The sequence below is a fragment of the Corynebacterium sp. UMB8791 genome, from assembly GCF_054166365.1.
Genome location: NZ_JBSZCG010000108.1, coordinates 1 through 21,703, shown reverse-complemented (window position 1 = coordinate 21,703; position 21,703 = coordinate 1). Strand labels below are relative to the sequence as shown.

Annotated in this window: 19 protein-coding genes and 2 pseudogenes; 9 read left to right on the top strand and 12 right to left on the bottom strand. The window is 59.3% G+C overall.

Annotated elements, in window-relative coordinates:
• The first annotated feature begins 39 nt into the window (after positions 1–39).
• Positions 40–1,482 (top strand): DHA2 family efflux MFS transporter permease subunit, encoded by a 1,443-nt coding sequence (locus ACXIUA_RS04725; RefSeq protein ID WP_256007831.1) that lies wholly within the window; start codon positions 40–42, stop codon positions 1,480–1,482.
• Here the strand turns inward: ACXIUA_RS04725 and ACXIUA_RS04720 are convergent.
• The gene (locus ACXIUA_RS04720; RefSeq protein WP_071573323.1) at positions 1,479–1,898 is read right to left on the bottom strand and encodes a GNAT family N-acetyltransferase; all 420 of its coding nucleotides are present in this window, start codon (positions 1,896–1,898) and stop codon (positions 1,479–1,481) included. The two genes, ACXIUA_RS04725 and ACXIUA_RS04720, sit on opposite strands and share 4 nt — an antisense overlap.
• Positions 1,899–1,935: 37 nt before the next feature.
• Here ACXIUA_RS04720 and ACXIUA_RS04715 point away from each other — a divergent pair, with 37 nt between their 5' ends.
• A complete protein-coding gene (locus tag ACXIUA_RS04715; RefSeq protein ID WP_457976259.1) occupies positions 1,936–2,733 on the top strand; it encodes a spermidine synthase in 798 nt (265 codons plus the stop codon).
• On the opposite strand, the gene ACXIUA_RS04710 is transcribed toward ACXIUA_RS04715, so the two are convergent.
• Positions 2,730–4,028 (bottom strand): MFS transporter, encoded by a 1,299-nt coding sequence (locus ACXIUA_RS04710; protein ID WP_457976258.1) that lies wholly within the window; start codon positions 4,026–4,028, stop codon positions 2,730–2,732. The genes ACXIUA_RS04715 and ACXIUA_RS04710 overlap by 4 nt on opposite strands.
• Before the next feature lie 177 nt (positions 4,029–4,205).
• Here ACXIUA_RS04710 and ACXIUA_RS04705 point away from each other — a divergent pair, with 177 nt between their 5' ends.
• Positions 4,206–5,237: an FUSC family protein gene (locus ACXIUA_RS04705; protein ID WP_457976257.1), complete on the top strand. Its 1,032-nt coding sequence runs from the start codon at positions 4,206–4,208 to the stop codon at positions 5,235–5,237.
• Between the two features lie 42 nt (positions 5,238–5,279).
• Here ACXIUA_RS04705 and ACXIUA_RS04700 read toward each other — a convergent pair.
• A pseudogene (locus ACXIUA_RS04700) lies at positions 5,280–6,197 on the bottom strand (GTP-binding protein); the annotation flags it as partial.
• Positions 6,198–6,378: 181 nt separating this feature from the next.
• Here ACXIUA_RS04700 and ACXIUA_RS04695 point away from each other — a divergent pair.
• Positions 6,379–7,068, top strand: a complete 690-nt coding sequence (locus ACXIUA_RS04695) for an Rv1157c family protein (protein ID WP_070362696.1) — start codon at positions 6,379–6,381, stop codon at positions 7,066–7,068.
• Positions 7,069–7,075: 7 nt separating this feature from the next.
• Positions 7,076–7,612, top strand: a complete 537-nt coding sequence (locus ACXIUA_RS04690; RefSeq protein WP_070362697.1) for a DUF402 domain-containing protein — start codon at positions 7,076–7,078, stop codon at positions 7,610–7,612.
• On the opposite strand, the gene ACXIUA_RS04685 is transcribed toward ACXIUA_RS04690, so the two are convergent.
• The 8 genes and pseudogenes from ACXIUA_RS04685 to ACXIUA_RS04650 form a co-directional block, all read right to left on the bottom strand.
• The gene (locus tag ACXIUA_RS04685) at positions 7,609–8,088 is read right to left on the bottom strand and encodes a nucleoside/nucleotide kinase family protein (RefSeq protein WP_070362698.1); all 480 of its coding nucleotides are present in this window, start codon (positions 8,086–8,088) and stop codon (positions 7,609–7,611) included. The genes ACXIUA_RS04690 and ACXIUA_RS04685 overlap by 4 nt on opposite strands.
• 3 nt (positions 8,089–8,091) lie before the next feature.
• On the bottom strand, positions 8,092–8,853 hold the full coding sequence (locus ACXIUA_RS04680) for an energy-coupling factor transporter transmembrane component T family protein (protein ID WP_457976256.1): 762 nt from the start codon (positions 8,851–8,853) through the stop codon (positions 8,092–8,094).
• Positions 8,850–10,208: an ABC transporter ATP-binding protein gene (locus tag ACXIUA_RS04675; RefSeq protein WP_070362700.1), complete on the bottom strand. Its 1,359-nt coding sequence runs from the start codon at positions 10,206–10,208 to the stop codon at positions 8,850–8,852. The genes ACXIUA_RS04680 and ACXIUA_RS04675 overlap by 4 nt, the downstream gene beginning before the upstream one ends.
• Before the next feature lie 5 nt (positions 10,209–10,213).
• Positions 10,214–10,813, bottom strand: a pseudogene (locus tag ACXIUA_RS04670) (ECF transporter S component).
• A gap of 208 nt (positions 10,814–11,021) precedes the next feature.
• Positions 11,022–12,701 carry a dipeptide ABC transporter ATP-binding protein gene (locus ACXIUA_RS04665; protein WP_457976255.1) on the bottom strand — a complete coding sequence of 560 codons (1,680 nt, stop codon included), beginning with the start codon at positions 12,699–12,701 and terminating at the stop codon, positions 11,022–11,024.
• Positions 12,698–13,663, bottom strand: a complete 966-nt coding sequence (locus tag ACXIUA_RS04660) for an ABC transporter permease (RefSeq protein ID WP_083290976.1) — start codon at positions 13,661–13,663, stop codon at positions 12,698–12,700. Before ACXIUA_RS04660 ends, ACXIUA_RS04665 begins: the two co-directional genes overlap by 4 nt.
• Positions 13,656–14,582, bottom strand: a complete 927-nt coding sequence (locus tag ACXIUA_RS04655) for an ABC transporter permease (RefSeq protein ID WP_070362704.1) — start codon at positions 14,580–14,582, stop codon at positions 13,656–13,658. Before ACXIUA_RS04655 ends, ACXIUA_RS04660 begins: the two co-directional genes overlap by 8 nt.
• 118 nt (positions 14,583–14,700) lie before the next feature.
• Positions 14,701–16,308: a peptide ABC transporter substrate-binding protein gene (locus ACXIUA_RS04650; protein ID WP_070479424.1), complete on the bottom strand. Its 1,608-nt coding sequence runs from the start codon at positions 16,306–16,308 to the stop codon at positions 14,701–14,703.
• 268 nt (positions 16,309–16,576) lie between these two features.
• On the opposite strand from ACXIUA_RS04650, the gene ACXIUA_RS04645 reads away from it, so the two are divergent.
• The 4 genes from ACXIUA_RS04645 to ACXIUA_RS04630 are packed head-to-tail and all read left to right on the top strand — an operon-like array spanning position 16,577 to position 19,912.
• Complete coding sequence (locus tag ACXIUA_RS04645) at positions 16,577–17,485, top strand: DUF808 domain-containing protein (protein WP_070479422.1); 909 nt, start codon at positions 16,577–16,579, stop codon at positions 17,483–17,485.
• Positions 17,486–17,497: 12 nt separating this feature from the next.
• Positions 17,498–18,385: an EamA family transporter gene (locus tag ACXIUA_RS04640; RefSeq protein WP_070479420.1), complete on the top strand. Its 888-nt coding sequence runs from the start codon at positions 17,498–17,500 to the stop codon at positions 18,383–18,385.
• Positions 18,386–18,423: 38 nt separating this feature from the next.
• Positions 18,424–19,437 (top strand): hypothetical protein, encoded by a 1,014-nt coding sequence (locus ACXIUA_RS04635; protein ID WP_421629156.1) that lies wholly within the window; start codon positions 18,424–18,426, stop codon positions 19,435–19,437.
• A 49-nt stretch (positions 19,438–19,486) separates the two neighbouring features.
• Positions 19,487–19,912: a cupin domain-containing protein gene (locus ACXIUA_RS04630; protein ID WP_070479414.1), complete on the top strand. Its 426-nt coding sequence runs from the start codon at positions 19,487–19,489 to the stop codon at positions 19,910–19,912.
• Between the two features lie 18 nt (positions 19,913–19,930).
• Here ACXIUA_RS04630 and selB read toward each other — a convergent pair.
• The coding region (gene selB / locus ACXIUA_RS04625; RefSeq protein WP_457976254.1) for a selenocysteine-specific translation elongation factor at positions 19,931–21,703 on the bottom strand (1,773 nt) is incomplete at its 5' end.

Here is a 21,703-nt window from a genome sequence, read left to right as displayed (position 1 = left end):
CTCTTTCGCCACTGGCGACCACCCGGTAGAGTCAGTGCGATGGAGACTCCCCGCAGCACAGGGCCCTGGGCGGCGTTGTGGTCGATGATGGTCGGGTTTTTCGTGATTCTGGTGGACTCAACGATCGTTGCCGTCGCTATTCCTGCGATTTCCACCGCGTTTAACGCCACCTACAGCCAGATTATCTGGGTGAACAGTTCGTACTTGCTGGCGTACGCGGTGCCGCTGCTGATTACGGGGCGGCTCGGAGACAGGATCGGACCGCGGACCGTGTACCTGTGTGGCTTGAGCCTGTTCACGGTCGCCTCGCTGGCGTGCGGTTTGGCGACCTCGATCGAGGCTCTGATTCTTGCCCGGGCTGTGCAGGGCTTTGGCGGTGCCCTAGTGACACCGCAGACGATGTCGGTGATGCTGCGCACGTTCGCACCGCAGCAGCGGGGTGGCGCCATGGGCGTCTGGGGCGCAACGGCAGGGGTAGCGACAATCGTTGGGCCGCTGCTCGGCGGTCTCCTCGTGGACGCCTGGGGCTGGGCGTGGATCTTCATCATCAACGTCCCGGTGGGCATTGTTGGCATCGCATTGGCGTGGGTCTTCGTGCCGAGGCTCGAGCAGAATGCACGGACGTTTGACTGGGTTGGCGTCGCTCTGTCGGCTTCGGGCATGTTCTGCCTGGTGTTCGGCATCCAGGAAGGACAGAAATTTTCCTGGAGCTTCCCCATCGTTGCGCTCATTTGCGCCGGCGCCGTGTTGCTGTCGCTCTTCGTATGGTGGCAAACAAAAACCACCCGGGATCCGTTGGTGCCGTTGGAGCTGTTTTCCGACCGAAACTTTTCCCTCGCCTGCGTAGCAATTTCTACGGTTGGGTTTGCAATCTCCACCTACGTCATTCCGTGGATGATCTACGTGCAAAACGTGCAACACTACTCGCCAACCCAAGCAGCGTTGCTCCTGCTTCCCGCGGGATTGATTTCTGGATGCTTCTCGCCTTGGGTCGGCAAGCTCACCAACACGCATCAGCCCAAGCCGTTCGCGATCGCAGGGCTCTCGCTCGTCGCGGTCGCGATTGGTGCCGCGGCCTTCATTACCGACCCGAGTGTCTCCCCAATGTGGTTACTCGCGGTCTCCGTGATCAACGGGTTTGGCAACTCCATGGTGTGGGGGCCATTGTCCATGATCGCGACGCGAAACCTCGATCCGCGCCTGGCAGGGGCGGGCTCCAGCGTATATAACACCGTGCGCCAACTTGGCGCGGTCATTGGCTCTGCAGGTATCGCGGCAATGATGTCGCAGCAGCTCACGCGCCAGCTCGGGCCGGCGGCTGCCGACTTTTCCGGCGGCGGGAGCACCCAAGCGCTCCCCGACGTGCTTCACCAACCATTCGCGCAGGCGATGTCCACGTCTATGCTTCTGCCGTTGAGCCTCGTCATCGTTGGTGTACTGGTTTCCACCAGATTTGTGCGCACCCAGTCTTGGAACGATTAATCTTCCAGGGAAATCATGTACACAGGTGGCTCAATCTTGAAGTAGCCGAGGTGCTCCCAGAAAGCACGCCCTGCGTCGTTGCCTTCTGCCACCATCAGGTGCACTGCTGGGGCTTTACGTTCGCGCAGCCATTGCACGCAACCGTCGGAAAGCAAGCGCCCCACGCCGCCTCCCCGAGCGCTAGGGCGCACTCCTGTCATGTGAATCCACCCGCGGTGGCCGTCGAAACCTACGATAGTCGCACCGTCAACGACACCTTCTGCAGACTCAGCAACGAGCACCGTACTACCAGGACTTTCCATCGCAAGATCGAAATCGGTCGGCGGGTCATTCCATTCTTGGGTAATGCCAGATTCATCCCAAACATCGACGACCGCCTGGCGGTCCTCGGGGCGAGCTTCACGCAATGTGTACATAACAGGTAAGAATAAACGCTGAAAGGTAGAGCATGAAATGCGACGCAAACCCCGCACTCCAAAGAAAAACATCACGGGAACATTCCCCGTAGACACCGGCATGGCAGCCATCATCGCCGACGAACTTCGCGACGGCGGCTACACCCTCGAACTCAACCGCGTGCCAAGCTCCTACGTTGTACTCGGCGCGCCGGAGGTGCTGACGTTCGACTACATGCAGTGGATCACGGGATTCATCCGCCCCGGCGACACCGTGCCCTCGGATTTCCGCGCAGTCCACCTCGGCGGGGCCGCGTGCACGCTGCCTGCATACTTCGCACACCGTTACCCCCAAAGCCACCAGACGGCAGTGGAGATCGACCGGGAACTCGCACAACTCGTACGCTGGGCATTTCAGGAGAACCTCGAGCCGGTCACAATCCGCTGCGCCGAAGCACGTGCTTTCACTCATGCCTGCCAACCACGCAGCCTTGACCTCATCGTTCGCGACGTTTTCAGCGGCCCCTCCACCCCTCGCCCGTTGACCACCGTCGAGTTCTTCCGTGCCTGCGCTGCCGCTCTTCGCCCGGGTGGCATGTACATCGCAAACATCGGCGACAGGCAGCAGCTTCCAAACACCCGCGCAGAGGTTGCCGGGCTCCTCGAGGTGTTCTCTTACGCAGTGGCCGTCGCGCCGCCAGCAATGCTCGACGGCCACAAGTACGGCAATGTCATCGTCGCCGCGAGCAACGCCCCCTTAGTTTTCGACGCCACCACCGCCCCCACCGTGGCCGTGAAAGACGGTACGGCCCTGCTCACGGGCGTTTCCACTGACAGCCTTGCCCGGCGCGACTAGGCCAACTGCTGCGCTTCCGGCACCCAAAGCTTGCGGGCACCGCGGAACGTTGCGCTCACTCCGAGCAGCACCAACAATGTGAACACCGGCACAGAAACAAAACCGTAGCCGTAGGAGCCGAAGTAGTCTTTCACCCACCCCCAGACAGCCGCACCAATTGAAAGCCCAATTGGGTAGGCCATCCCCAGCGTGCCCCAAATCTTCGAGAACTCTTTCTGACCAAACGAGTGCTCTGCGATCAGTGGTGGGGCGACGGTGCCGCTTGCAGTACCGAGGAAGATGAAGATCACGAAGAACACGTACGGCAGGAGCGTGGTCATGTATGCCCACGCCGCGGTCGCGCCGGCCGCAATCAGCAGCACGATCCACAGGGCTCGCTCCAGGCCGACTTTGTCGATGAACCAGCCAAGAAACGGTTTGAACACGATCAGACAAATCGTTGCCGTGATAATGATTGTTGAAATTTCCTCTGGGCGAAGCTCCACACCCCACGGCTTGCCAGAAAGATAGTTCACGAAGTGTTGCGTCATCCCGTAGATCGCGCCCAACAACAGCAATGAGGCCGCCAGTACGTAGAACCAGATGCTGCCAAAAGCCTCCCGCTGCGTCATTCCCGGCTCGTTACCAGTTTTCGTGGTCACTTCATCTGCCGGTGCCACCTCCGCACCGTACGGGCGTAGGCCGAGATCCTCAGGGTTGCTGCGGATCAGGAACAACGCCGGTCCCGTTGTCAGCACAACCATTGCGACGGCCATAATCACCATCGAGGTCCGCCATCCAACGGTCCTCAGCAGGATCGGCACTACTACGCCGAGGATCACACCGCCCACTCCTGTTCCCGCCAGGACGATGCCCAACACGGTTCCTCGTTTAGCCACAAACCAGCGATTGATAACGACGATCGGGACGTACTGCAGCGAAAGCCCCACGCCGATACCAATGACGATTCCGGCTGCATAAAACCACCACAGAGATTGTGCGGCGGAAAAGACAACCAAGCCACCCGCAGCAATGAGACCACCAAGGACCAACAAGCCAGGCGCCTTGATTCGGTCAATGAGCATGCCAGCCACCGGCATTGACGCCGCAGAAGCGAAGCCATACAAAGTGAAATAAATCATGAACGCACCTGCACGGGTCCCAGGAAAGTCCCCGAGCACCGCCGGTGTAAAGAAACTCAGACCAGTCAGCGTTATTGAAAACGCCACCTCTACCAGCAAGGCACCGATAATGACCATCAGGTGACGTGCCGGGATTTTCCCAGCGGATTGAATATGCCCTTCAGTCGCAGCCATGTCCGCTACTCCCTCGCAGTCAAAAGAGAATTTGAATGGACTTAGTGTACGTCCGCCTCCGACACAATTGGCGTTTTTGGGTTCTGTGACAGAGGGCTGGCAGGGGGCTAAGGTAACAACTCTGTTACTTCCGGGAGAAAGGGCTGATCTTTGAACCATTTTCGCGCCATGTTCACGATGGCACCCGCACGACGGGACCACATCCCGGCGTTTCGCACAGCCGCCGGGGTAGCCATCCCACTACTGCTGTTGCTGTGGATCGGCCGTTTCGACCTCGCCATCTACGCCAACTTCGGCGCGTTCACCGGTGTCTACGGACGCCACGAAACCCGTCAGGACAGGGCACGGCACCAGCTCCTTGCTGGTACCGCCATCGTGGTCGCGATCGCAATTGGCGCGACGATGTCCTGGACCCACACCAACCAATGGCTCATTATGCTCATCTCTGCCGTCGCGTCCTCGGTGTGGGCGACCATCGCGCTGTGGTCAGGTACACGCCCAACCGGGTCCGTCTTCGTACTCTTCGCAATCGCCGCGGTGGGGTCCCTTGCCCACCCGGCACACCCACTGATCGCTACAGCAGTCGCTGCTGCGACGGCCGGTCTTTGCTTTGGGCTCGGGAGAATATCGCACCTCATAGGGGAAGGTCCCAATGTGCGTGAACCGCGAGGGGAGGAAGTGGGCGTCGATAAGCAGGCGCTGAAGCGAGAGGCAGCGCGATTCTTCCTCGCTCCCCTGCTCGCTGGAACGATCGGCATCATCTCCGTCGCTCTCATTGACCCGCTGTCGCACTTCTACTGGGCGATGGTCGCTGCGGTAGTGCCGCTGGTCAACAACCGCTACCGCGTGCAGTACTTTCGTGCCTTGCAACGTATGCTCGGCACCCTTTCCGGCATTCTCGTCGCCGGGTTCCTCCTCTCGCACCACATGCAGGAATGGCAGTTCGTGATATGGATCATCATCCTGCAGTTCTTGACCGAAACCTATGTCACCCGCAACTACACGCTGGCAGCGAGCTTCATCACCCCGACCGCCCTGCTGATGATCCAAGCCGTCGAACCTGCCCCCGTCGCGCCAATGCTCCTTGCGCGCAGTGCGGAAACCATCCTCGGTGCTGCCTCAGCGCTCGTAATTATCGCCATCGGATATACCAGAACCAACCCGCACTTGGTACGCCAACGCCTCAAGGCTGCCACCCCTAAAGCCTAAGGCCTAAACCTCAAACCGATACTCGGAGCCATACCGCGGCTTGCCCGACACTGCAGCGATGTCACCCGCGACGACGCCGTCCTTCGCCGGAACTCGGTCGAGCCCCTCGGTGACCAGCAGCTCGGCAATCTTCACGTTCTTCACGTGCTGCTCACCCTCGGCGTCATAGTGCACCCAAGCAACAGTGTCGCCCTTCTTGACGGTGCCCTTGTACACGCGAATCAGCGCGATACGGCCCAGGAACGAAGAGGAGTCAAGGTTCGTGACCTGCGCCTGCAGCGGTGCATCGATCTCAGCGGAAGGCTCCGGCAGCACGTCGTAGATGACGTTGAACAACGGGAGCAGATCATCATTGTCAGGCAGATTACCGTTGCCTGGGTTCTCGAGCGAAGCCCGGCCAGCGCGACCCGACGTGTACAGCACAGGGAGCTCGAGCAGGTTCTCCGCGGCCTCTGCTGCCTCCGGATCCTCCAGCCCCGCACCAAGCTCGAGCAGCAGGTCCTGGGCCTCTTCAACGACTTCGTCAATGCGGGCATCCGGGCGGTCGGTCTTATTTACGCAGATGATGACCGGCTTCTTCGCTTCCAACGCCTTGCCCAGCACGAAACGAGTCTGCGGCAGCGGGCCTTCGGAGGCGTCGATAAGCAAGACAACGCCGTCAACCATGGACAGGCCACGCTCGACCTCACCACCGAAGTCGGCGTGACCCGGCGTATCGATCACATTAATAACAAGGTCTGTACCGTTCTTGCCCTTCCCCTTGCGGCGGATAGCGGTATTCTTCGCCAAAATGGTGATGCCACGCTCGGACTCGAGCTCGCCGGAATCCATCACGCGGTCACCGTGTTCGCCGTGGTCAGAGAATACGCCGGACTGCTCCAGCATTGCGTTGACCAATGTAGTCTTGCCGTGGTCAACGTGAGCGACAATCGCTACGTTTCGAAATTCAGGATGCGACACTGAAACCGGTGCTCCTTCGCATAGGTGGAAATAACGGTTAAATGCTACTCGCAAAGCACAAAACATGCACCTTGTAGCCCGCTCCCCACTTGACCCTGTTACAAAAGTGACTATTGTGACTAGGGTTATGGCTTTTCGACGGCCACCCTACCTGTCATGCGAAGGAAAGTTAGGTCACCACGTGCGCCCCTCCCACTTCACGCGTCGCGCCGCGATCCGCCTTACTACGCTCTGCGCTGCGTGCGCCCTCGTTACTGCACCACTCGCGAGCGCTCAACAGCCCAGCATCCCGTCATCTCTCTCATCCGCGGTTGATGGACTCGGACGCCCCACGAACAACACCGTTGCTCGCGTCAACCAATTCGCAGATCAGCCCTTCGTACCGCCACAGGTAGCTAACGCACTGCGCACCGCCGTAAACTTCTTCGCCGGTACAGGCGAACTTGGCGGCCCGCCACTGCCAAAAGACGCACCGGCGTTTACGCAGTTCTACTGGCCGACGGTCTCTAGTAACTGCATCGGTCCAGGCCTGCACTCCACGGCCTCCGCACTCGTTGTACCTGGACCCGCACCCGCACCAGCCCCAGGCGCCAAAGCTGGGGAAGCCACATTCGTGTTTACCGCCCTCGGTACTCCACCAGCGGCAGAGCGTCAAGGCCTCATGAACGCGTACTGGATCAACCTCAACTCGGGCAAGACCGGTGTAACGCCGCTTGCGAATAATCAGATAAACCCAACAGGACCAACCACCCTGTCCGCAACCGCAAAAACAGGGCCCGGCAAAGTCCTCGCAGTGATCAATGGTGCCGCGCGCACCGAAAACAATGTCTGTCACTTCGCCCCAACAGCAGCACAGTTCAACGTAAGGTAGCCAGCCTATGACCGTCGATCTTCATCCAGTGAAGCAGGAAACCTTCGACATCTCCGCGAAGGTCAACACCGATCCGAAGGGGTTCCTGCGCCAGGTGGATGTCTTCACGACGACCAACTTCGGCCTCTACATGGCCCGAGGCGCAAACCACCCACGGTTTGGATACTTGGAAAGCTGGCTGCTTCCATCGCTTGGTCTCCGCGCAAACATCTTCCACTTCCGCCAAGGCATCGATGTACAACAAGATTTCTACTTCGACGTCGCAGATATCACCGAAACAGATGGCGTCTGGCAGACGCGCGACCTCTACGTCGACCTAGTGTCCCTGACCGGACGTCCGATCGAAGTCCTTGACATCGACGAGCTTGCCGCGGCGACGTCCGCAGGGCTTATCACTGCAGAAGAAGCTGAACGCGCCATGGAAGTGACCCTCAACGCCGTCGAGGGAATTACCCGCCACGGCGACGACGCGATGCGGTGGCTCTCCAGCCTCGGCATCGACCTCACTTGGGCAGAGCGCGTCACGCTCACCCCGGCTGACTAACGCCGCTCAATAGTCACGTCGAAGTAAACGGCACCTCGCCTAGCTCTGTGCTCCTGCTCCTGGGCCGCCCACATATCCCAAAACGGCGCATACCCTGGGTCACGCTGCAACGCCCGCGAACGACGCAGCGACTCTGCCGCCTCTACCCACAGCGTGTTCACACAGCCACGCGCCCGCGCCGCCGCGATCGACGCCTCGGTCACTGCACCAACGCCCTCAATAATAAGGTCGCCTTCTGGGTCAAGGCTGACCCACTCCCCGCGGCGTTGACACTCCCAGTCCCAACGCCAGTATCCCGGCTCATTGAGCGAAAGTACATCCCGCTCCACAATTCTGGATCCTTCTTCAAGCCCGCTCCAGCCAGGATAAAACTCATCGCAATGCACCACTCGAACGCTGAGCGCAGCACCAATTTGTTCAGCCAATGTGGTTTTGCCGGCGCCGGAGGGGCCGTCGATAAGCAGTGTGTAAGCCATGAGCTACGAGACGCTCCACACTGGCCGGAAGTACCCAGTGGCAACTGAAAGCCCCAGCGCGACGCACGCGACAGCGATGCATACAACCATGACAACCCAATCGCGCCTGGTAAGCCGCGACTCTCGAGCCCACGTACGCTTTTGCGGGCCGCCGAATGCGCGAGCCTCCATCGCGGTAGCAAGCTTGCCTGCCCTGCGCAGAGACATCACCAGCAAGCCGAAGGCCAACGAAAACCAATACTTCACGCGTCCCGTATCAGCAATGCCACGGGCACGGCGCGCCATTCGCATCGCCTTAACATCCTCACGAAGCAGCGTCAACATACGAAACGCAGCGACTGATCCCAGAACGAAGCGCTCTGGCAGCTTCAACACCTGGGACAGCCCATCGCCAAGATCCGTTGGATCCACGTGCGCAGACAACACAATGACGGGCAGCGCAATGGCAAACACACGAAGCACCATTGATAATGCGAGCGAAATGGACAGCTCCGTCACATGGATGAGACCCCACTCAAGGTAGGTTTCCCCACCTGACTGGCCGTATAGCGCCATCGGGATACCCGCGAGCGGGGCAACAACAAGAATTGGTAACGCGCGTTTGAAAAACGTCCTAAATGACAGCCCGCACAGCGGCACGACTGCCAGCGTAAACGCAATGGCGACAACTGCAGAAACCCAATCGATCGTCACCATAAGCGGTGTAGTCAGCAACGCCAATCCCAGAATCCGCGTTACCGGATTCACCCCATTGAGCACGTTCATTCCCGCACCCCGCCTTCCGCATTCATCTCGTTGCGCAGCTCCTCCATATGGTCGCCCAACGAACTGACGAAGGCCTCATCGTGAGTAATTGAGATGATGGTTTTCCCCTCGTCGGCCAACTCACGGATCAACGAAACTACCTCTACAAAGGTTTTGTCATCCTGCCCAAAGGTCGGCTCATCAAGAATGAGGAGCTCAGGGGCATTCACTAGCGCAGTCGCTACCGAAAGCCTGCGCTTCTCTCCTCCTGAAAGTGTAAAGGGATTTGCTGCTACTACGTGTTCAAGCTTCAGTCGTTGCAACAGCTCATCGACGCGGTGTGCCGACGCACCCGACAACGCAACTTCATCGCGCACATTCGCGGTCACGAACTGATGCTCCGGTTCCTGGAACACATAGCCAATCCGTTGGGCCAAGTCCTTCGACTTCCAGCGGTGCGACGGTGTAGTCAGCCCGCTTCGAATCCGCGGCGAGTACTCCAAAGTGCCACTGAGTGGCGCGACGAGCCCAGCGAGCGCTTGCACTAGCGTCGTCTTTCCAACACCGTTCTTGCCTGTAATCACGGTAGAAAAGCCCTCTGGTACCGCGATGTTGCGGGGTGAACCGAATGCAACCCGGAGATTCTCAGTACGCAGCGCGCTTACCGCGCTGGCAGGGACCTTCAACGCTGGCGGCAACTGCGGTGGCATTGGGAGCTGATCCGGGCCGCTGCGCTGTAGCCCATCCGCGGTGAGGTGGTAGAACGTGTCCACGAAGCCTACCCAGTGTGCAGGTCGGTGCTCCACCACAATCAAGGTCGCCCCTGTGCGGCGACACACGGCATCGACTGCCCGCACAACATCGTCGCGCCCTTCCGGGTCAAGGTTTGCCGTCGGCTCATCCAGCAGAATGATGTCAGCGCCCATGGCCAATACTCCCGCCAATGTGAGTCGCTGCTTCTGCCCACCAGAAAGGTGCGCGGTGTTGTGGTCCAACGGCACATCCAGGCCCACTGCATCCAGCGCAGCTCGCACACGGGGCCAGATTTCCTCTGGCGGAATCCCCATATTCTCGGCACCAAACGCAACGTCGTCGCCAACGCGAGTCAAAATCGTTTGTGCCTCTGGGTCCTGCATCACCATGCCAACCGTGCCGTTGACACTCACGGAGCCAAGAACTTGGCCTTCCTCACCATCTGCCGCCAACCCAGCTAAAACGGCAAGCAGCGTTGACTTGCCAGCGCCAGAGTCTCCCGTGAGCAGCACGCGCTCCCCACGAGAGACGGTCAAGTCCACCCCGGTAAACGCAGGCTTCGGGCGAGTCGCGTGTTTATAGCCCAGGCCCTGTGCCTGGATGACCTGGTCCCCCGTAGCCACCGAGGCTACACCTCCTGTTGGAACCGCTCGCGTCCTGCACCGAAGCGGTCAAGCGCACCAGTCTTAGCCAGAGCATCAACCAAGAGTTTTGCAACAATACCAGCAAGCAACGCGCCCGATACCAGCATGCAGCTGAGGTAAATCACGTTGAACGCCAGGCCCATCGCGAAGTTGGCAGACAGGAACAGCTCAAGCACGAACGCGCCCACTGCGCTGCCCATACCGGCAAGCACCGCCACAGTCGTCGAAAACTTCTTGTAGGCGAAGATCAGGAACACGATCTCTGCACCGAGACCCTGTGCCAATCCTGAATACAGCGTCTCGATCCCCCACTGGCTTCCGATGACCGCGGACACAGACGCCGCCAGCACTTCCACGAACACCGCAGCGCCAGGCTTGCGAATTACCTACCCACCAAGCGTGCCACCGAGGAACCAGATACCGGTGAACAGGCCACCAAGCCCCGGGGTGAGCGCATCAAAGGCCTTAAATCCTGCGTACCCGACGCTGTTCCACATCCAAAAAATGAGCCCGCATGCCACCCCCAAAACGGCTGCAGTAACAATATCAATGACACGCCACGAATGGCTTCCACGCGTATTCATACGCTTACATTCCTTCCTAAACGCCGGCATTACCCGGATCAGGTTCAACGGTTCGCTTGTGCATCTCAGCCTTCGCTTTTCTCTCCAACGAAGACACCCGTGTATGAAGTTGTGACAATACTGTACATTCCCTAAACGCTACGCCACAATCGCAGTATTCATCGCTGCGATTGTGGCGTAACGCACGAAACAAATCAGCAGGTGGGACCTACTCTCCTACCCCCAATTCAATGTTGAGACCAGGCACCGAATTAATCAGGTTCTGTGTATACGGATCCTGAGGGTTATCGAAGATGTCATCGGCCCGGCCCTGCTCCACTGCCTTACCCTGCCGCATCACCACGATGTCATCAGCAGTCTGGCGAACCACCGCTAGGTCGTGAGTGATGAACAGATATGAAAGGCGCATCTCCTCCTGCAGCTGAGTCAGCAACTGGAGAATCTGGTTTTGAACGAGCACGTCCAGCGCCGAAACAGCCTCGTCAAGGACAATCACTTCCGGGCCCAATGCCATCGCACGTGCAATTGCGATGCGCTGGCGCTGCCCACCGGATAGCTCATTCGGGTATCGACGCATCGCCGATCGCGGCATCTGCACCAGATCAAGCAGCTCGGCGACTCGCGCCTCGCGCTCCTTTCGGTTACCGACCTTGTGCAGCGTCAGCGGTTCCTCGATGCAGCGGTAAATGGAATACATCGGGTCCAGCGACCCATATGGATTCTGGAACACCACCTGCATTTTGCGGCGCATTTCAAACAACTCGCGCCCTTTAAGCTTCGCGATATCTTGTCCTTCAAACAAGACACGGCCACTCGTTGGCTCCAAGAGGCGAAGCGCCATGTTCGCCACCGTGGACTTACCGGAGCCGGACTCACCGACGAGCGCAAGCGTTGTGCCACGGCGAACATCGAACGTGACGTCGTCTACAGCACGAAGCACCTTCTGCTTGCCCTTCTGCCCGCGGACGTCGAACTCTTTCACCAAGTTCTGCACGCTCAGCACCACTTCTTCGGAGTCGTGGTGACCCGAGGCGAGCTCCTCGCTGGACTCAATGCCCTGAGCTTTCGCGCTCTGGATACGAGCGGATGCCAAGGAAGGCGCGGCAGTAACGAGGCGCTTCGTGTACGGGTGCTGCGGGTTGCGCAGAATCTGCAGGCTCGGCCCCTTCTCAACGATGCGTCCGCGGTGCATGACTAGCAGGTGATCCGCGCGCTCGGCGGCCAGTCCCAAGTCGTGCGTGATGAACAGCAGCGCTGTGCCGAGTTCCTCCGTCAGCGCCTCCAGGTGGTCGAGAATCTTCTTCTGCACCGTCACATCCAACGCGGATGTTGGCTCGTCGGCAATCAACAACTCTGGGCGTGCCGCGAGACCGATAGCGATGAGCGCACGCTGTCGCATACCACCCGAGAACTCGTGCGGGTACTGTTTGGCGCGGCGTTCGGCCTCTGGAAGTCCCGCTTCCTCGAGCAGTTGGACGACGCGCGCGTGGCGTTCAGAGCCCTCCACCACATGGTTTGCGCGAAGGGACTCCTCTACCTGTGTGCCAATCCTCCACACTGGGTTGAGGTTGCTCATCGGGTCCTGCGGTACAAGCCCTATTTTGTTACCCCGGACCTTCTGCCACCCCTTCTCATCAAGCTCGGTGAGCTCTTCACCGTTGAGCTTGATGGAACCATTGGTGACCTTGCCTGTTCCGGGCAACAATCCCAGGATGGACATCGCTGCAGTGGACTTTCCCGATCCGGACTCACCCACGATAGCGATCGACTGACCTGGGTACACCGTCAAGTCAAAGTCACGCACCGCTTCGACAACACCGGTAGTCGACTCGAATGTAACTTTCAGGTCCGCTATCTCGAGTAGCGGTTGATCTTGTAACTCGCTCATCGTTTCCTCGATTTAGGGTCAAGGGCGTCGCGTACGGCGTCACCCATCATGATGAAGCTCAGCACTGTCAGTGCCAAAGCAATTGCAGGGTAGAACAGCACCATGGGCTGGGTCCTCAGGGAGGCCTGTGCAGCAGAAATGTCGCCGCCCCACGAGACGACTGTCGTCGGCAAACCGATGCCAAGGAACGACAGCGTTGCCTCTGCGACGATGAACGTACCCAGCGCGACGGTGGCGTACACAATGATCGGTGCTGCCGCGTTGGGCAAGATATGCGAGAAGATAATCCGCACGTCACTCGCTCCGAGCGCGCGTGCCGCGGTGACGAACTCGTCGTTCTTCACGCCCATCACCGCGCCTCGCGCGATTCTCGCGATCTGTGTCCAACCGAACATAGAGAGCGCGAACACCACCATCCAGATGGAGCGCTGGTTCTGGAACATGGACATCACCACGATCGCTGCCAGCACGAGTGGTACAGCGAAGAAGATATCCGTCAGGCGAGACAGCAAGGTGTCCCAGATACCGCCGTAGAAACCGGCGATCGCGCCGATCAGCGAACCTAGGACCGTCACGACGATCGTAGTAAGCACACCGACTGTGACCGATGCACGCGCACCATAAATTGTGCGAGCGTAAATGTCGCAGCCTTGACGGTCAAAGCCAAACGGGTGACCGGACTCCGGCGCGCCAAGTGAGCGAGACAACATGCACTCACGCGGGTCCACGCTAGTAAACAGGCCCGGCACCAGGGCAAGCAGAATGGCGAACAAAATCAGGAGTGCGGATACCCAAAACAGAGGACGGCGTCGCAACGCGCGCCAGGCCTCTCCCCACTGACTTGTGGGAGCGGACTCGTCCTGTACTGCGTCAACAGCACCGAGTCCGGTTTCGTCCGTTTCCGCGATGAAATACTCCTGCCCAGCGCGGGCAGCTGCTGTGAGATCTTGAGAGTTATGCATAGCGGATCCTTGGGTCAAGTACTGCGTAGAGCAGGTCAACTATCAGGTTGGCAACGATGTAGATGATCACCAGCACGGTGGTAAAGGACACGACTGTCGCGGGCTCACCTTTAATGATGGCCTGGTAGATCGTGCCACCGACACCGTTGATGCCGAAGATGCCTTCTGTCACAATCGCACCGCCCATGAGCGCGCCGAGGTCAGCGCCCAAGAACGTCACCACTGGAATGAGGGAGTTTCGCAGCACGTGGCGGGACATCACTGTGCCCTTAGACAGACCCTTAGCACGTGCGGTGCGCACATAGTCCGCGCGGAGGTTATCGCTGATGGATTGTCTGGTCAATCGAATCACGTACGCGCACGATAAGGCACCCAACACGACGGCAGGCATCAACAAGGCAATGAAAGACTCATTCCTGCCCACTGTTACGGGGAGCAAGCCCCACCGCACGCCCACGAGGTACTGCAGCACGAAGCCGATGACAAAGGACGGCACTGCGATTACGAACAGGGACACAACCAGCACGGTCGAATCAAAAATTCCACCGCGGCGGATTCCTGCGAAGAATCCGAAGAGAATGCCGAAGAACGCCTCAAACGCGAGTGCCATCAGGCCGAGCTTGATGGTTACCGGAAACGCATTTGCCATCACAGAGGCGACGGGCTGGCCAGAGAAAGTCTTTCCGAAGTCGCCAACCATAATGCCCTTCAGATAGAGCAGGTACTGGACGATGAAAGGTTTATCGAGGTTGTATTCGGCTTCAATGCGCGCTCTCGCGGCCTCGGTCAAGCCACGATCGCCGCCGAGGGCCTGGACAGGATCACCGGGCATGAGGAACACCAGCGCATAGAGCAGCAGCGTGGCCCCAAAGAACACGGGAATCATCTGAAGGAGCCGTCGCCCGATATATCGCAACATGGTTGCAGGCTCTCCTTAATTCTTCGTTTTGAACATGAGCTTATGGACGCACCCAAACCCAACACCCCGCATGCTTGTACGCAGGCGGGGTGGGATGGGTCAGAGCGTAGGGGTTTTGTTACTTCTTGGTGATTTGCGTGTACACCGGAACGGACTTCCAGTTGAACGCGACGTTCTCAACGTTCTCCGAGGAGCCACCGTTGACGTTCGCGTACCACAGTGGAACTGCCGGCAAGTCCTTCAGGAGCTGCTCCTGCACCTTGTTGTAGATAGGTGTAGCGGCTTCGACGTCGCCTGCAGCAGCGGCTTCCTTCAGCAGGTTGTCCACCTCAGGGTTAGCGTAGTCACCGTCGTTGGAACCACCATTGGAGGCGTACAGCGGGCTCAGGAAGTTACCCAGCGATGGGTAGTCTGCCTGCCAGCCGGTACGGAATGCGCCCTTGATGGTCCTATTCGTGACGTCATCACGCAGGGACTTGAAGTCTGGGTATGCGTTGCCAACTGCATCGATGCCAAGGGTGTTGCGGATGGAGTTTGCAACTGCATCGACCCATGCCTGGTGGCCGCCATCAGCGTTGTAGGACAAGGAGAACTCGCCGGTGAATGGTTTGATCTTGTCTGCTTCAGCCCACAGGCGCTTTGCTTCCTCTGGGTTGTACTCGAGTACCTCTGCCCCGTTGAGCGAGTCAGAGTGGCCAGGGATGACTGGCGAGGTGAAGTCGGTCGCCGGGGTGCGGGTGCCCTGGAAGATCGTCTTCGTGATCTCGTCGCGGTCGATCGCCATCGAGATGGCTTGACGACGCAGCTGTCCTTCCTCACCGTTGAAGTGCTCCAGGTTCTCCGGAATGGTGAAGGACTGGAAGATAGCCGACGGCTGGTTTACTGCGCGGTCACCCAACTCCGTTTCGTAGCTTGCGAATGCGGAATCTGGAATAGCGTCGAGGACGTCCAGGTTGCCCGCGAGCAGGTCAGCGTATGCAGCATCCTGCTGTGCGTAGAAGACGAAAGTCACGCCGTCGTTCTGCGGCTTCTTGTCGCCGGCGTACTCCTCATTCGGAACGATGGTTGCGTCCTGGTTGTGGTTCCACTCCGCCAGCTTGTACGGGCCGTTGGAAATTGGGTTCTCACCGTAGGCGTCGATGTCTTCGAACGCCGAAGGGTGCATTGGGAAGAACGCGGAGTAGCCGAGGCGGGTTGGGAAGTCTGCCTCAGGCTGGCTCAGCTCGATGGTAAAGGTCTTGTCGTCGATGACGTTGAGGCCCTCAAGGGTTGGCACGCCCTCTGGGTCGTAGCCCTTGATGGATTCAAAGAAGCTCTCGCCGAGCAGCGAATTCGCAACGATGTAGTTCCATGCGTCAACAAAGTCGTTCGCCGTAACTGGAGTTCCGTCCTGCCACTTCACGCCGTCCTTCAGCGTGACTTTGTAGAGGGTGTCGCCCTCAAGGTCGATGGACTCTGCAAGGTCGTTATGGGTCTTACCCTCAGTGTCGTAGTAGATGAGGCCAGAGAAGATCTCGTCGATGATGCGTCCGCCACCGACCTCATTCGTGTTGCCCGGGATCAGCGGGTTCTGCGGCTCGGTGCCGTATGCCAGTACATAGTTGTCGCCACCGGTCGACTCACCCTGACCGCTTGCGGCCTCGTCGTTGCCGGATCCACCACACGCAGCCAATCCGAGTGTGAGGGTTCCTACCGCCAAGATCGCTGCAGCTTTTACTGTACGCACAGCGCCTCCTTCAGATTGTTGTTAGCTAGCTTCAATTACCTCCACTCAAGTGGACTACATCACACTTGATGAGATGCATTCTATTCCACCACATAAGACTGCGACATTGGTAAATAATTCAGGTTTCTGACATGGTTCTACACTTTTGGGGGTGCTTACTGACAGCCTTTTCACAGCTCCTTCGCCCTTGAGCGCACAAAGGTATCTAGAGAGCGCCGTGTAGACTTTCGGTCGCCCACCGCAACGATTCCTAGGAAGGGAAATACACATGGCCGGAGGTCTCCTCGCCCTCTTTGACGACGTCGCCCTCATTGCCAGAACCGCAGCTTCTTCTGCGGACGATGTGGCTTCCCTCACGGCGAAAACGTCCGCCAAAGCTGCAGGCGTCGTCATCGACGACGCCGCCGTCACGCCCCAATACGTTTCCGGCGTCACCCCGGCGCGCGAACTTCCAATGATCTGGAAGATCACGAAAGGTTCACTACGGAACAAGCTGCTCATCATTTTGCCGATCGCGTTGGCACTCAACGCGTTTGCGCCGTGGGCACTGGTGCCAATTTTGATGATTGGTGGCACATATTTATGTTTCGAGGGCGCCGAGAAGATCGTGCACAAATTGACCAGTGATGTTGAGGCTGACGAAGAGGCGGCCGTACACCGTACTGCTCAGGACGAAGACGCACTGGTGAAAAGCGCAATTCGAACAGACCTCATTTTAAGTGCGGAGATCATGATCATCTCCCTTGACGAGGTGGCGGATCAATCTATTTGGATGGAAGCTGCGGTGCTCATCGCAGTGGGCATTTTTATCACCCTTGCGGTCTACGGTGCAGTGGCACTCCTGGTCAAGATCGATGACATTGGCCGTGCAATGATTCAGCGCGATCGTGCAGCGAGACTGGGCCACGCGATGGTGAAGTCAATGCCCGTTGTGCTTTCGGCGATCGGTGTGATCGGCACCGTGGCGATGTTGTGGGTCGGAGGCCACCTCATCCTTCGGGGCCTCGACGAGGTCTTTGGACTGCATGTGATCCATGAGGTAATCGAACGCGCTGTGAACGCCGTGCATAACGGTGTCCTTGGTTGGTTCGTGGAGACTGGGATTTCTCTGACCGCGGGCCTGGTAGTTGGCCTGATCGTGGTCGGTGTGGTGTCCGCGATTCGGCGCGTCCGGTAAGGGGAAGATTCCATGGCAGCGCGCTCGACCCGTACGTTGGTTCGCCCCATCGGCCTTATCTTCGTTGGGTCCTTGGGTAATCAGGTCTCCGCGTTGCTAGCTGCTTCCCTGTTCGTCGTCGCTAGTACCGTCAGCATCTCAACACTGCGCTTCTTGCTGGGCGCCGTTATTCTTCTCGTACTTTTTCGGCCGAACCCCCGTGAGATGTCGAAAGAGCAGTGGAAGCAGGCATTCATCTTCGGCGCGTCGATCGCGCTGATGAATCAGTTTTTGTACGCAGCTATCGCGCGTATCCCCCTGGGTGCTGCAATCACTATCGATTTCTTGGGCCCGTGCTGCGTGACATTTTTTGGTATTCGGCAATGGTGGATTCGGCTGTGGGCGCTGGTTGCTCTCGCCGGGGTTGTATTGATTGCTGGGCCTTCGTCGGGGCTCAATCCCCTGGGAGTGGTGTTCGCGTTGTGCGGCGCCGCGTTCTGCGCGCTCTACACAATCTTCGCGGAAAAGGTGGGCAAGTCCTCGGGTGGAATGGGAGAGCTTGCAATCGCAATCACGATCGCAGCTCTGCTTACGTTGCCTTTTTCAATTCATGATGCAGTCAAGCTCGATGCGCATAGCTGGATGCTCCTGACGTTGGCGGGCTTCGTTGGCGTCGTCATCCCCTATATGGCGGACACGCTGGCTGCACGGTTTACATCGGCGCAGATTGTCGGCACGTTGTTCGCGATGGAGCCGGTGCTGGGCACGGTTCTCGGCGTGGTGTTTCGCGGTGACGTGCTCACTCCCCATCTGGTGTTAGGTATCTTGTGTGTCACGGTCGCGGGTGTTGTAATCGCATGGTTTGGCGCTGCTCCCCCACCGCCTGTTGAACAGGCCCCGCGGCGCTGGCCGCAGCAATGAGGTTGTGACTTTTTGGATGCAGATAGGAGTATGACGCTGTGGAACTCTCTCTCCCCGTGTACCCGCTTGCGCCATCGACGTGGGGCGCCGGCGAGGAGGTGACCGTCATTGACGTCGTGCAGTCGCCTTTGTTTGCTGAATTCGGCGGCACGCGCCACACGTCATACGTGCCGGTAGTGCTCGAGCCAAACGCGGTCGAGGAAAACTGGCGGGTACGGAGGCTCGGCGCCGGTGTTCTTGGAGAGATTGCTCAATTCGACCGAGCCCGTTACGTCGACATGGAGCGAATCCATCAGTCGCAGCTGCTACCGATGACGTTGGCTGCGGTGAAGTTCGATGCTGAGCACGGCAAGTTCGCCGTCGATGTGATTTTGCCACCGCCTCAGCTCGCTGTCCCCCGCAACAATGCGGGTCCTGATTGCCTTGTGCTGCCAAGCGGTGACATGGCGATCATCAATACGGAGCGAGGCGAGTTCAGCGCGGAGCAACTCGCAAGCCTGGCGCCAGGCCAATGGTTTGTTGGACTACAAACCGCGGGCGACACCGACGTCGTAGTTACGCTGGGCGAGCGCGTGCTCGGCTGCGTCTCGGCAGCTGACCTTGACGATGTTCGTGCCATGCTTCTCGACGCCCCTTCGCCCGACAACGGATGTATAGTCGCCCGCGCATTTTTCTTGGATGGCATGGCGGCCCTCGACATTGCTGATTATTCAGACGCAGCAGACCCGATGTGGCTGCACGTGCCTGACCTCACGCACTCTGGCCCGGACGGTGGGAAACAATTCGAGACGGTTCAGTTCCCCGACGGCTCGTGGGCTGTCACCGTTGACCGTTCCCGTGCCGCAGTTCCTACCCGGCCGAGAACGAACACTCAGGGTGCTGAGCCTGCACCGCTGGTGGACATCGACGTCGTGGAGGACGAAGAGGCGTCGATACTTGCTGAGACAGCTACTGCTGAGCCCCCTAGCAGCGACGACGGCGATTACCTGACCGAGGTTCAAAAAGCACGGCGGCGCCGCAGCCAAGACGCAGGCCGGCACCGCAAGCCCTAAAGCGCGCTATGCTGTGGAGTGAAACCGAACCTATTTGCGAGGAGGAATCATGTCCAAGATTTTGCGCACTGACCACGGGCCGAACCCAGTTACGTTCGACATTGAGCAGGCAACGCTTGATAACGATGCATTTCGTGACACTCTGTGGACCGGAAAGCACCTTCAGCTGACGGTCATGAGCATCCCAGCAGGTGGCGAGATTGGCGCAGAGATTCACGACGATCACGACCAGTTCATTCGCGTCGAATCCGGCGAGCTGCGCGCGATGATCGGCCCATCCGAAGATAATCTGACTGTTGACAAGGTCATCGGCGACGATGACGCAGCGTTCGTTCCTGCTGGCCAGTGGCACAACTTCGTGAACGAGTCCGACGCCCCGGCGAAGGTGTACTCAATCTACGCCGCTCCAGAGCATAAGCCTGGCACTGTCCACGAGACGAAGGCCGACGCGGACGCAGACGAGCACGAACACTAGAACAGCCGAACGAGGCTGCTACGTCAGCACTCGAACACCCGCCTCTATCTGGCGGGTGATTCCGCGTGCGTCTAGAAGCTCGAGCAGCGGGATGGCAACGCGGCGGGTCGTCTCGAGCGCCTGGCGCGCGTCCGTCGTGCGGAAAGGCTGAGGCAAGTCCCGCAGCCTCGCAGTTGCAAGCGTGATCGCATCTGCGGCAACGACTACGCCGCCACCGAGTCGTAGAATCCTTCCGGCCCGCTCCGCTGCCGCAAGCTCTTTCGCCCCCAGGCCGAGCTGTTCGAGATCGCGCGCCTCGGGCGCCTTAAATGGATGGGCAAGAAGCTGCGCCTCGAGTTTCTGGACCCCTGGCTCTGCCTCCCCGAGATCGACCTCGGAGGTGTTGCAGACGTACCCGTCGCGAGTGTTGAGTTTCGCAGCGGCGACAGCAAGCGGCAACAGCTTCGCGTCTGGCAGATGCAGAGCTTCCACGGCCGCGCCAGTAGCTAACCCAGCCGACAGTGGATGCGCCGCAAGGCGTGCTTGCAATGCCTGCAGCAACGTGTCTTTCCACTCCATTACCTGCTGCGCGCGGATCCAGTACCCGGCAAACGCCACGGTACCTTGCGGAGGCTTATCGCCGACCTCAAATCCAAGGCTTGCCAACAGTTCTGGCCGCACTGCCACCCGTCTGGCGATCTCCACGTTGATATCCGGCAGCTCCTCAAGCTGCGCCGAGCGCCTCCGCCCGTCGCCGCGCCGAGGAAGGGCGGGCGGGTCGACGTCGATAGCCTCTACCCCGCCGAGAATTTGCTGCGCACCGGAGCCTCGCAGCACCAACCGGTCCCCGATGCTCAGCACCAGGTCGTGCTCGAGGATGAGCCTGGCGTGCTTTGCACCGAACGGTCGCACTTTCGCGCTGACTCCTGCAGTACCGACGTGCACCACAACCTCCTGCGGCACGTCGTTCAGTGCAGCCCCGTGGGTATGGCGCACATCCACCACAGAGGTCGTGTGCCACTTCTCTGGCGTGCACAGCGCCGCGCCACGCGAAACTTCGTCGACGCTCACTCCGCGAAGGTTGAGCGCGACGCGCATCGTCGGCTTGGCTTCTTCAACTGCGGTGTCCTCCGACTGGATACCACGCACGGTGACTTCGCGTTGACCTGCAGCGGTCTGTAGCGTCAGCGTCTGCCCAGGTTGAATTGTTCCGTTGGTGAGCGTCCCCGTAACAACGGTGCCGGCGCCTTTGATGTGAAACGCCCTGTCGACCCACATCCGGATTCGCCCGGCAGGGTCCGCCGTCGGCTGTTGCCGCAGCATCGTCACAAGCGCGCTCCTGAGTTCTTCAACCCCCTCGCCCGTCTTGGCAGAAACTTCGACGACAGGCCAACGCTCCATACTGGTACCAGCGACATTCCGTCGAGTTTCTTCAGCCACAGCTTGTCGACGCCCAGCATCCGCCTTATCCACCCGTGTCATCGCGATAACACCGTGCTGGACGCCGAACGCGTCGATAGCGTCCCGGTGATCCAATGTTTGCTGCATCCAGCCCTCGTCCGCAGCGACGACAAACAAGACATCCGTGACTGGCCCAACACCCGCGAGCATGTTCGCGATGAAGCGCTCGTGCCCGGGGACGTCCACGAACGCGATGTCTTCGCCATCGACGTTGGTCCACACGAACCCGAGGTCGATCGTGAGCCCCCGGTCTTTCTCTTCCTCCCAGCGGTCCGGTTCCATTCCGGTAAGCGCTTTGACCAGGGTGGACTTTCCATGGTCGACGTGGCCAGCTGTCGCAACTACAAACAC

Bases quoted from the DNA above. Each gene is read 5' to 3' on its own strand.
- ACXIUA_RS04655 (WP_070362704.1), bottom strand. From the start codon at position 14,582: ATGTTGCGATATATCGGGCGACGGCTCCTTCAGATGATTCCCGTGTTC.
- ACXIUA_RS04640 (WP_070479420.1), top strand. From the start codon at position 17,498: ATGGCAGCGCGCTCGACCCGTACGTTGGTTCGCCCCATCGGCCTTATC.
- ACXIUA_RS04680 (WP_457976256.1), bottom strand. From the start codon at position 8,853: ATGAACGTGCTCAATGGGGTGAATCCGGTAACGCGGATTCTGGGATTG.
- ACXIUA_RS04645 (WP_070479422.1), top strand. From the start codon at position 16,577: ATGGCCGGAGGTCTCCTCGCCCTCTTTGACGACGTCGCCCTCATTGCC.
- ACXIUA_RS04690 (WP_070362697.1), top strand. From the start codon at position 7,076: ATGACCGTCGATCTTCATCCAGTGAAGCAGGAAACCTTCGACATCTCC.
- ACXIUA_RS04725 (WP_256007831.1), top strand. From the start codon at position 40: ATGGAGACTCCCCGCAGCACAGGGCCCTGGGCGGCGTTGTGGTCGATG.
- ACXIUA_RS04660 (WP_083290976.1), bottom strand. From the start codon at position 13,663: ATGCATAACTCTCAAGATCTCACAGCAGCTGCCCGCGCTGGGCAGGAG.
- ACXIUA_RS04685 (WP_070362698.1), bottom strand. From the start codon at position 8,088: ATGGCTTACACACTGCTTATCGACGGCCCCTCCGGCGCCGGCAAAACC.
- ACXIUA_RS04710 (WP_457976258.1), bottom strand. From the start codon at position 4,028: ATGGCTGCGACTGAAGGGCATATTCAATCCGCTGGGAAAATCCCGGCA.
- ACXIUA_RS04715 (WP_457976259.1), top strand. From the start codon at position 1,936: ATGCGACGCAAACCCCGCACTCCAAAGAAAAACATCACGGGAACATTC.
- ACXIUA_RS04630 (WP_070479414.1), top strand. From the start codon at position 19,487: ATGTCCAAGATTTTGCGCACTGACCACGGGCCGAACCCAGTTACGTTC.
- ACXIUA_RS04705 (WP_457976257.1), top strand. From the start codon at position 4,206: ATGGCACCCGCACGACGGGACCACATCCCGGCGTTTCGCACAGCCGCC.
- ACXIUA_RS04665 (WP_457976255.1), bottom strand. From the start codon at position 12,701: ATGAGCGAGTTACAAGATCAACCGCTACTCGAGATAGCGGACCTGAAA.
- ACXIUA_RS04720 (WP_071573323.1), bottom strand. From the start codon at position 1,898: ATGTACACATTGCGTGAAGCTCGCCCCGAGGACCGCCAGGCGGTCGTC.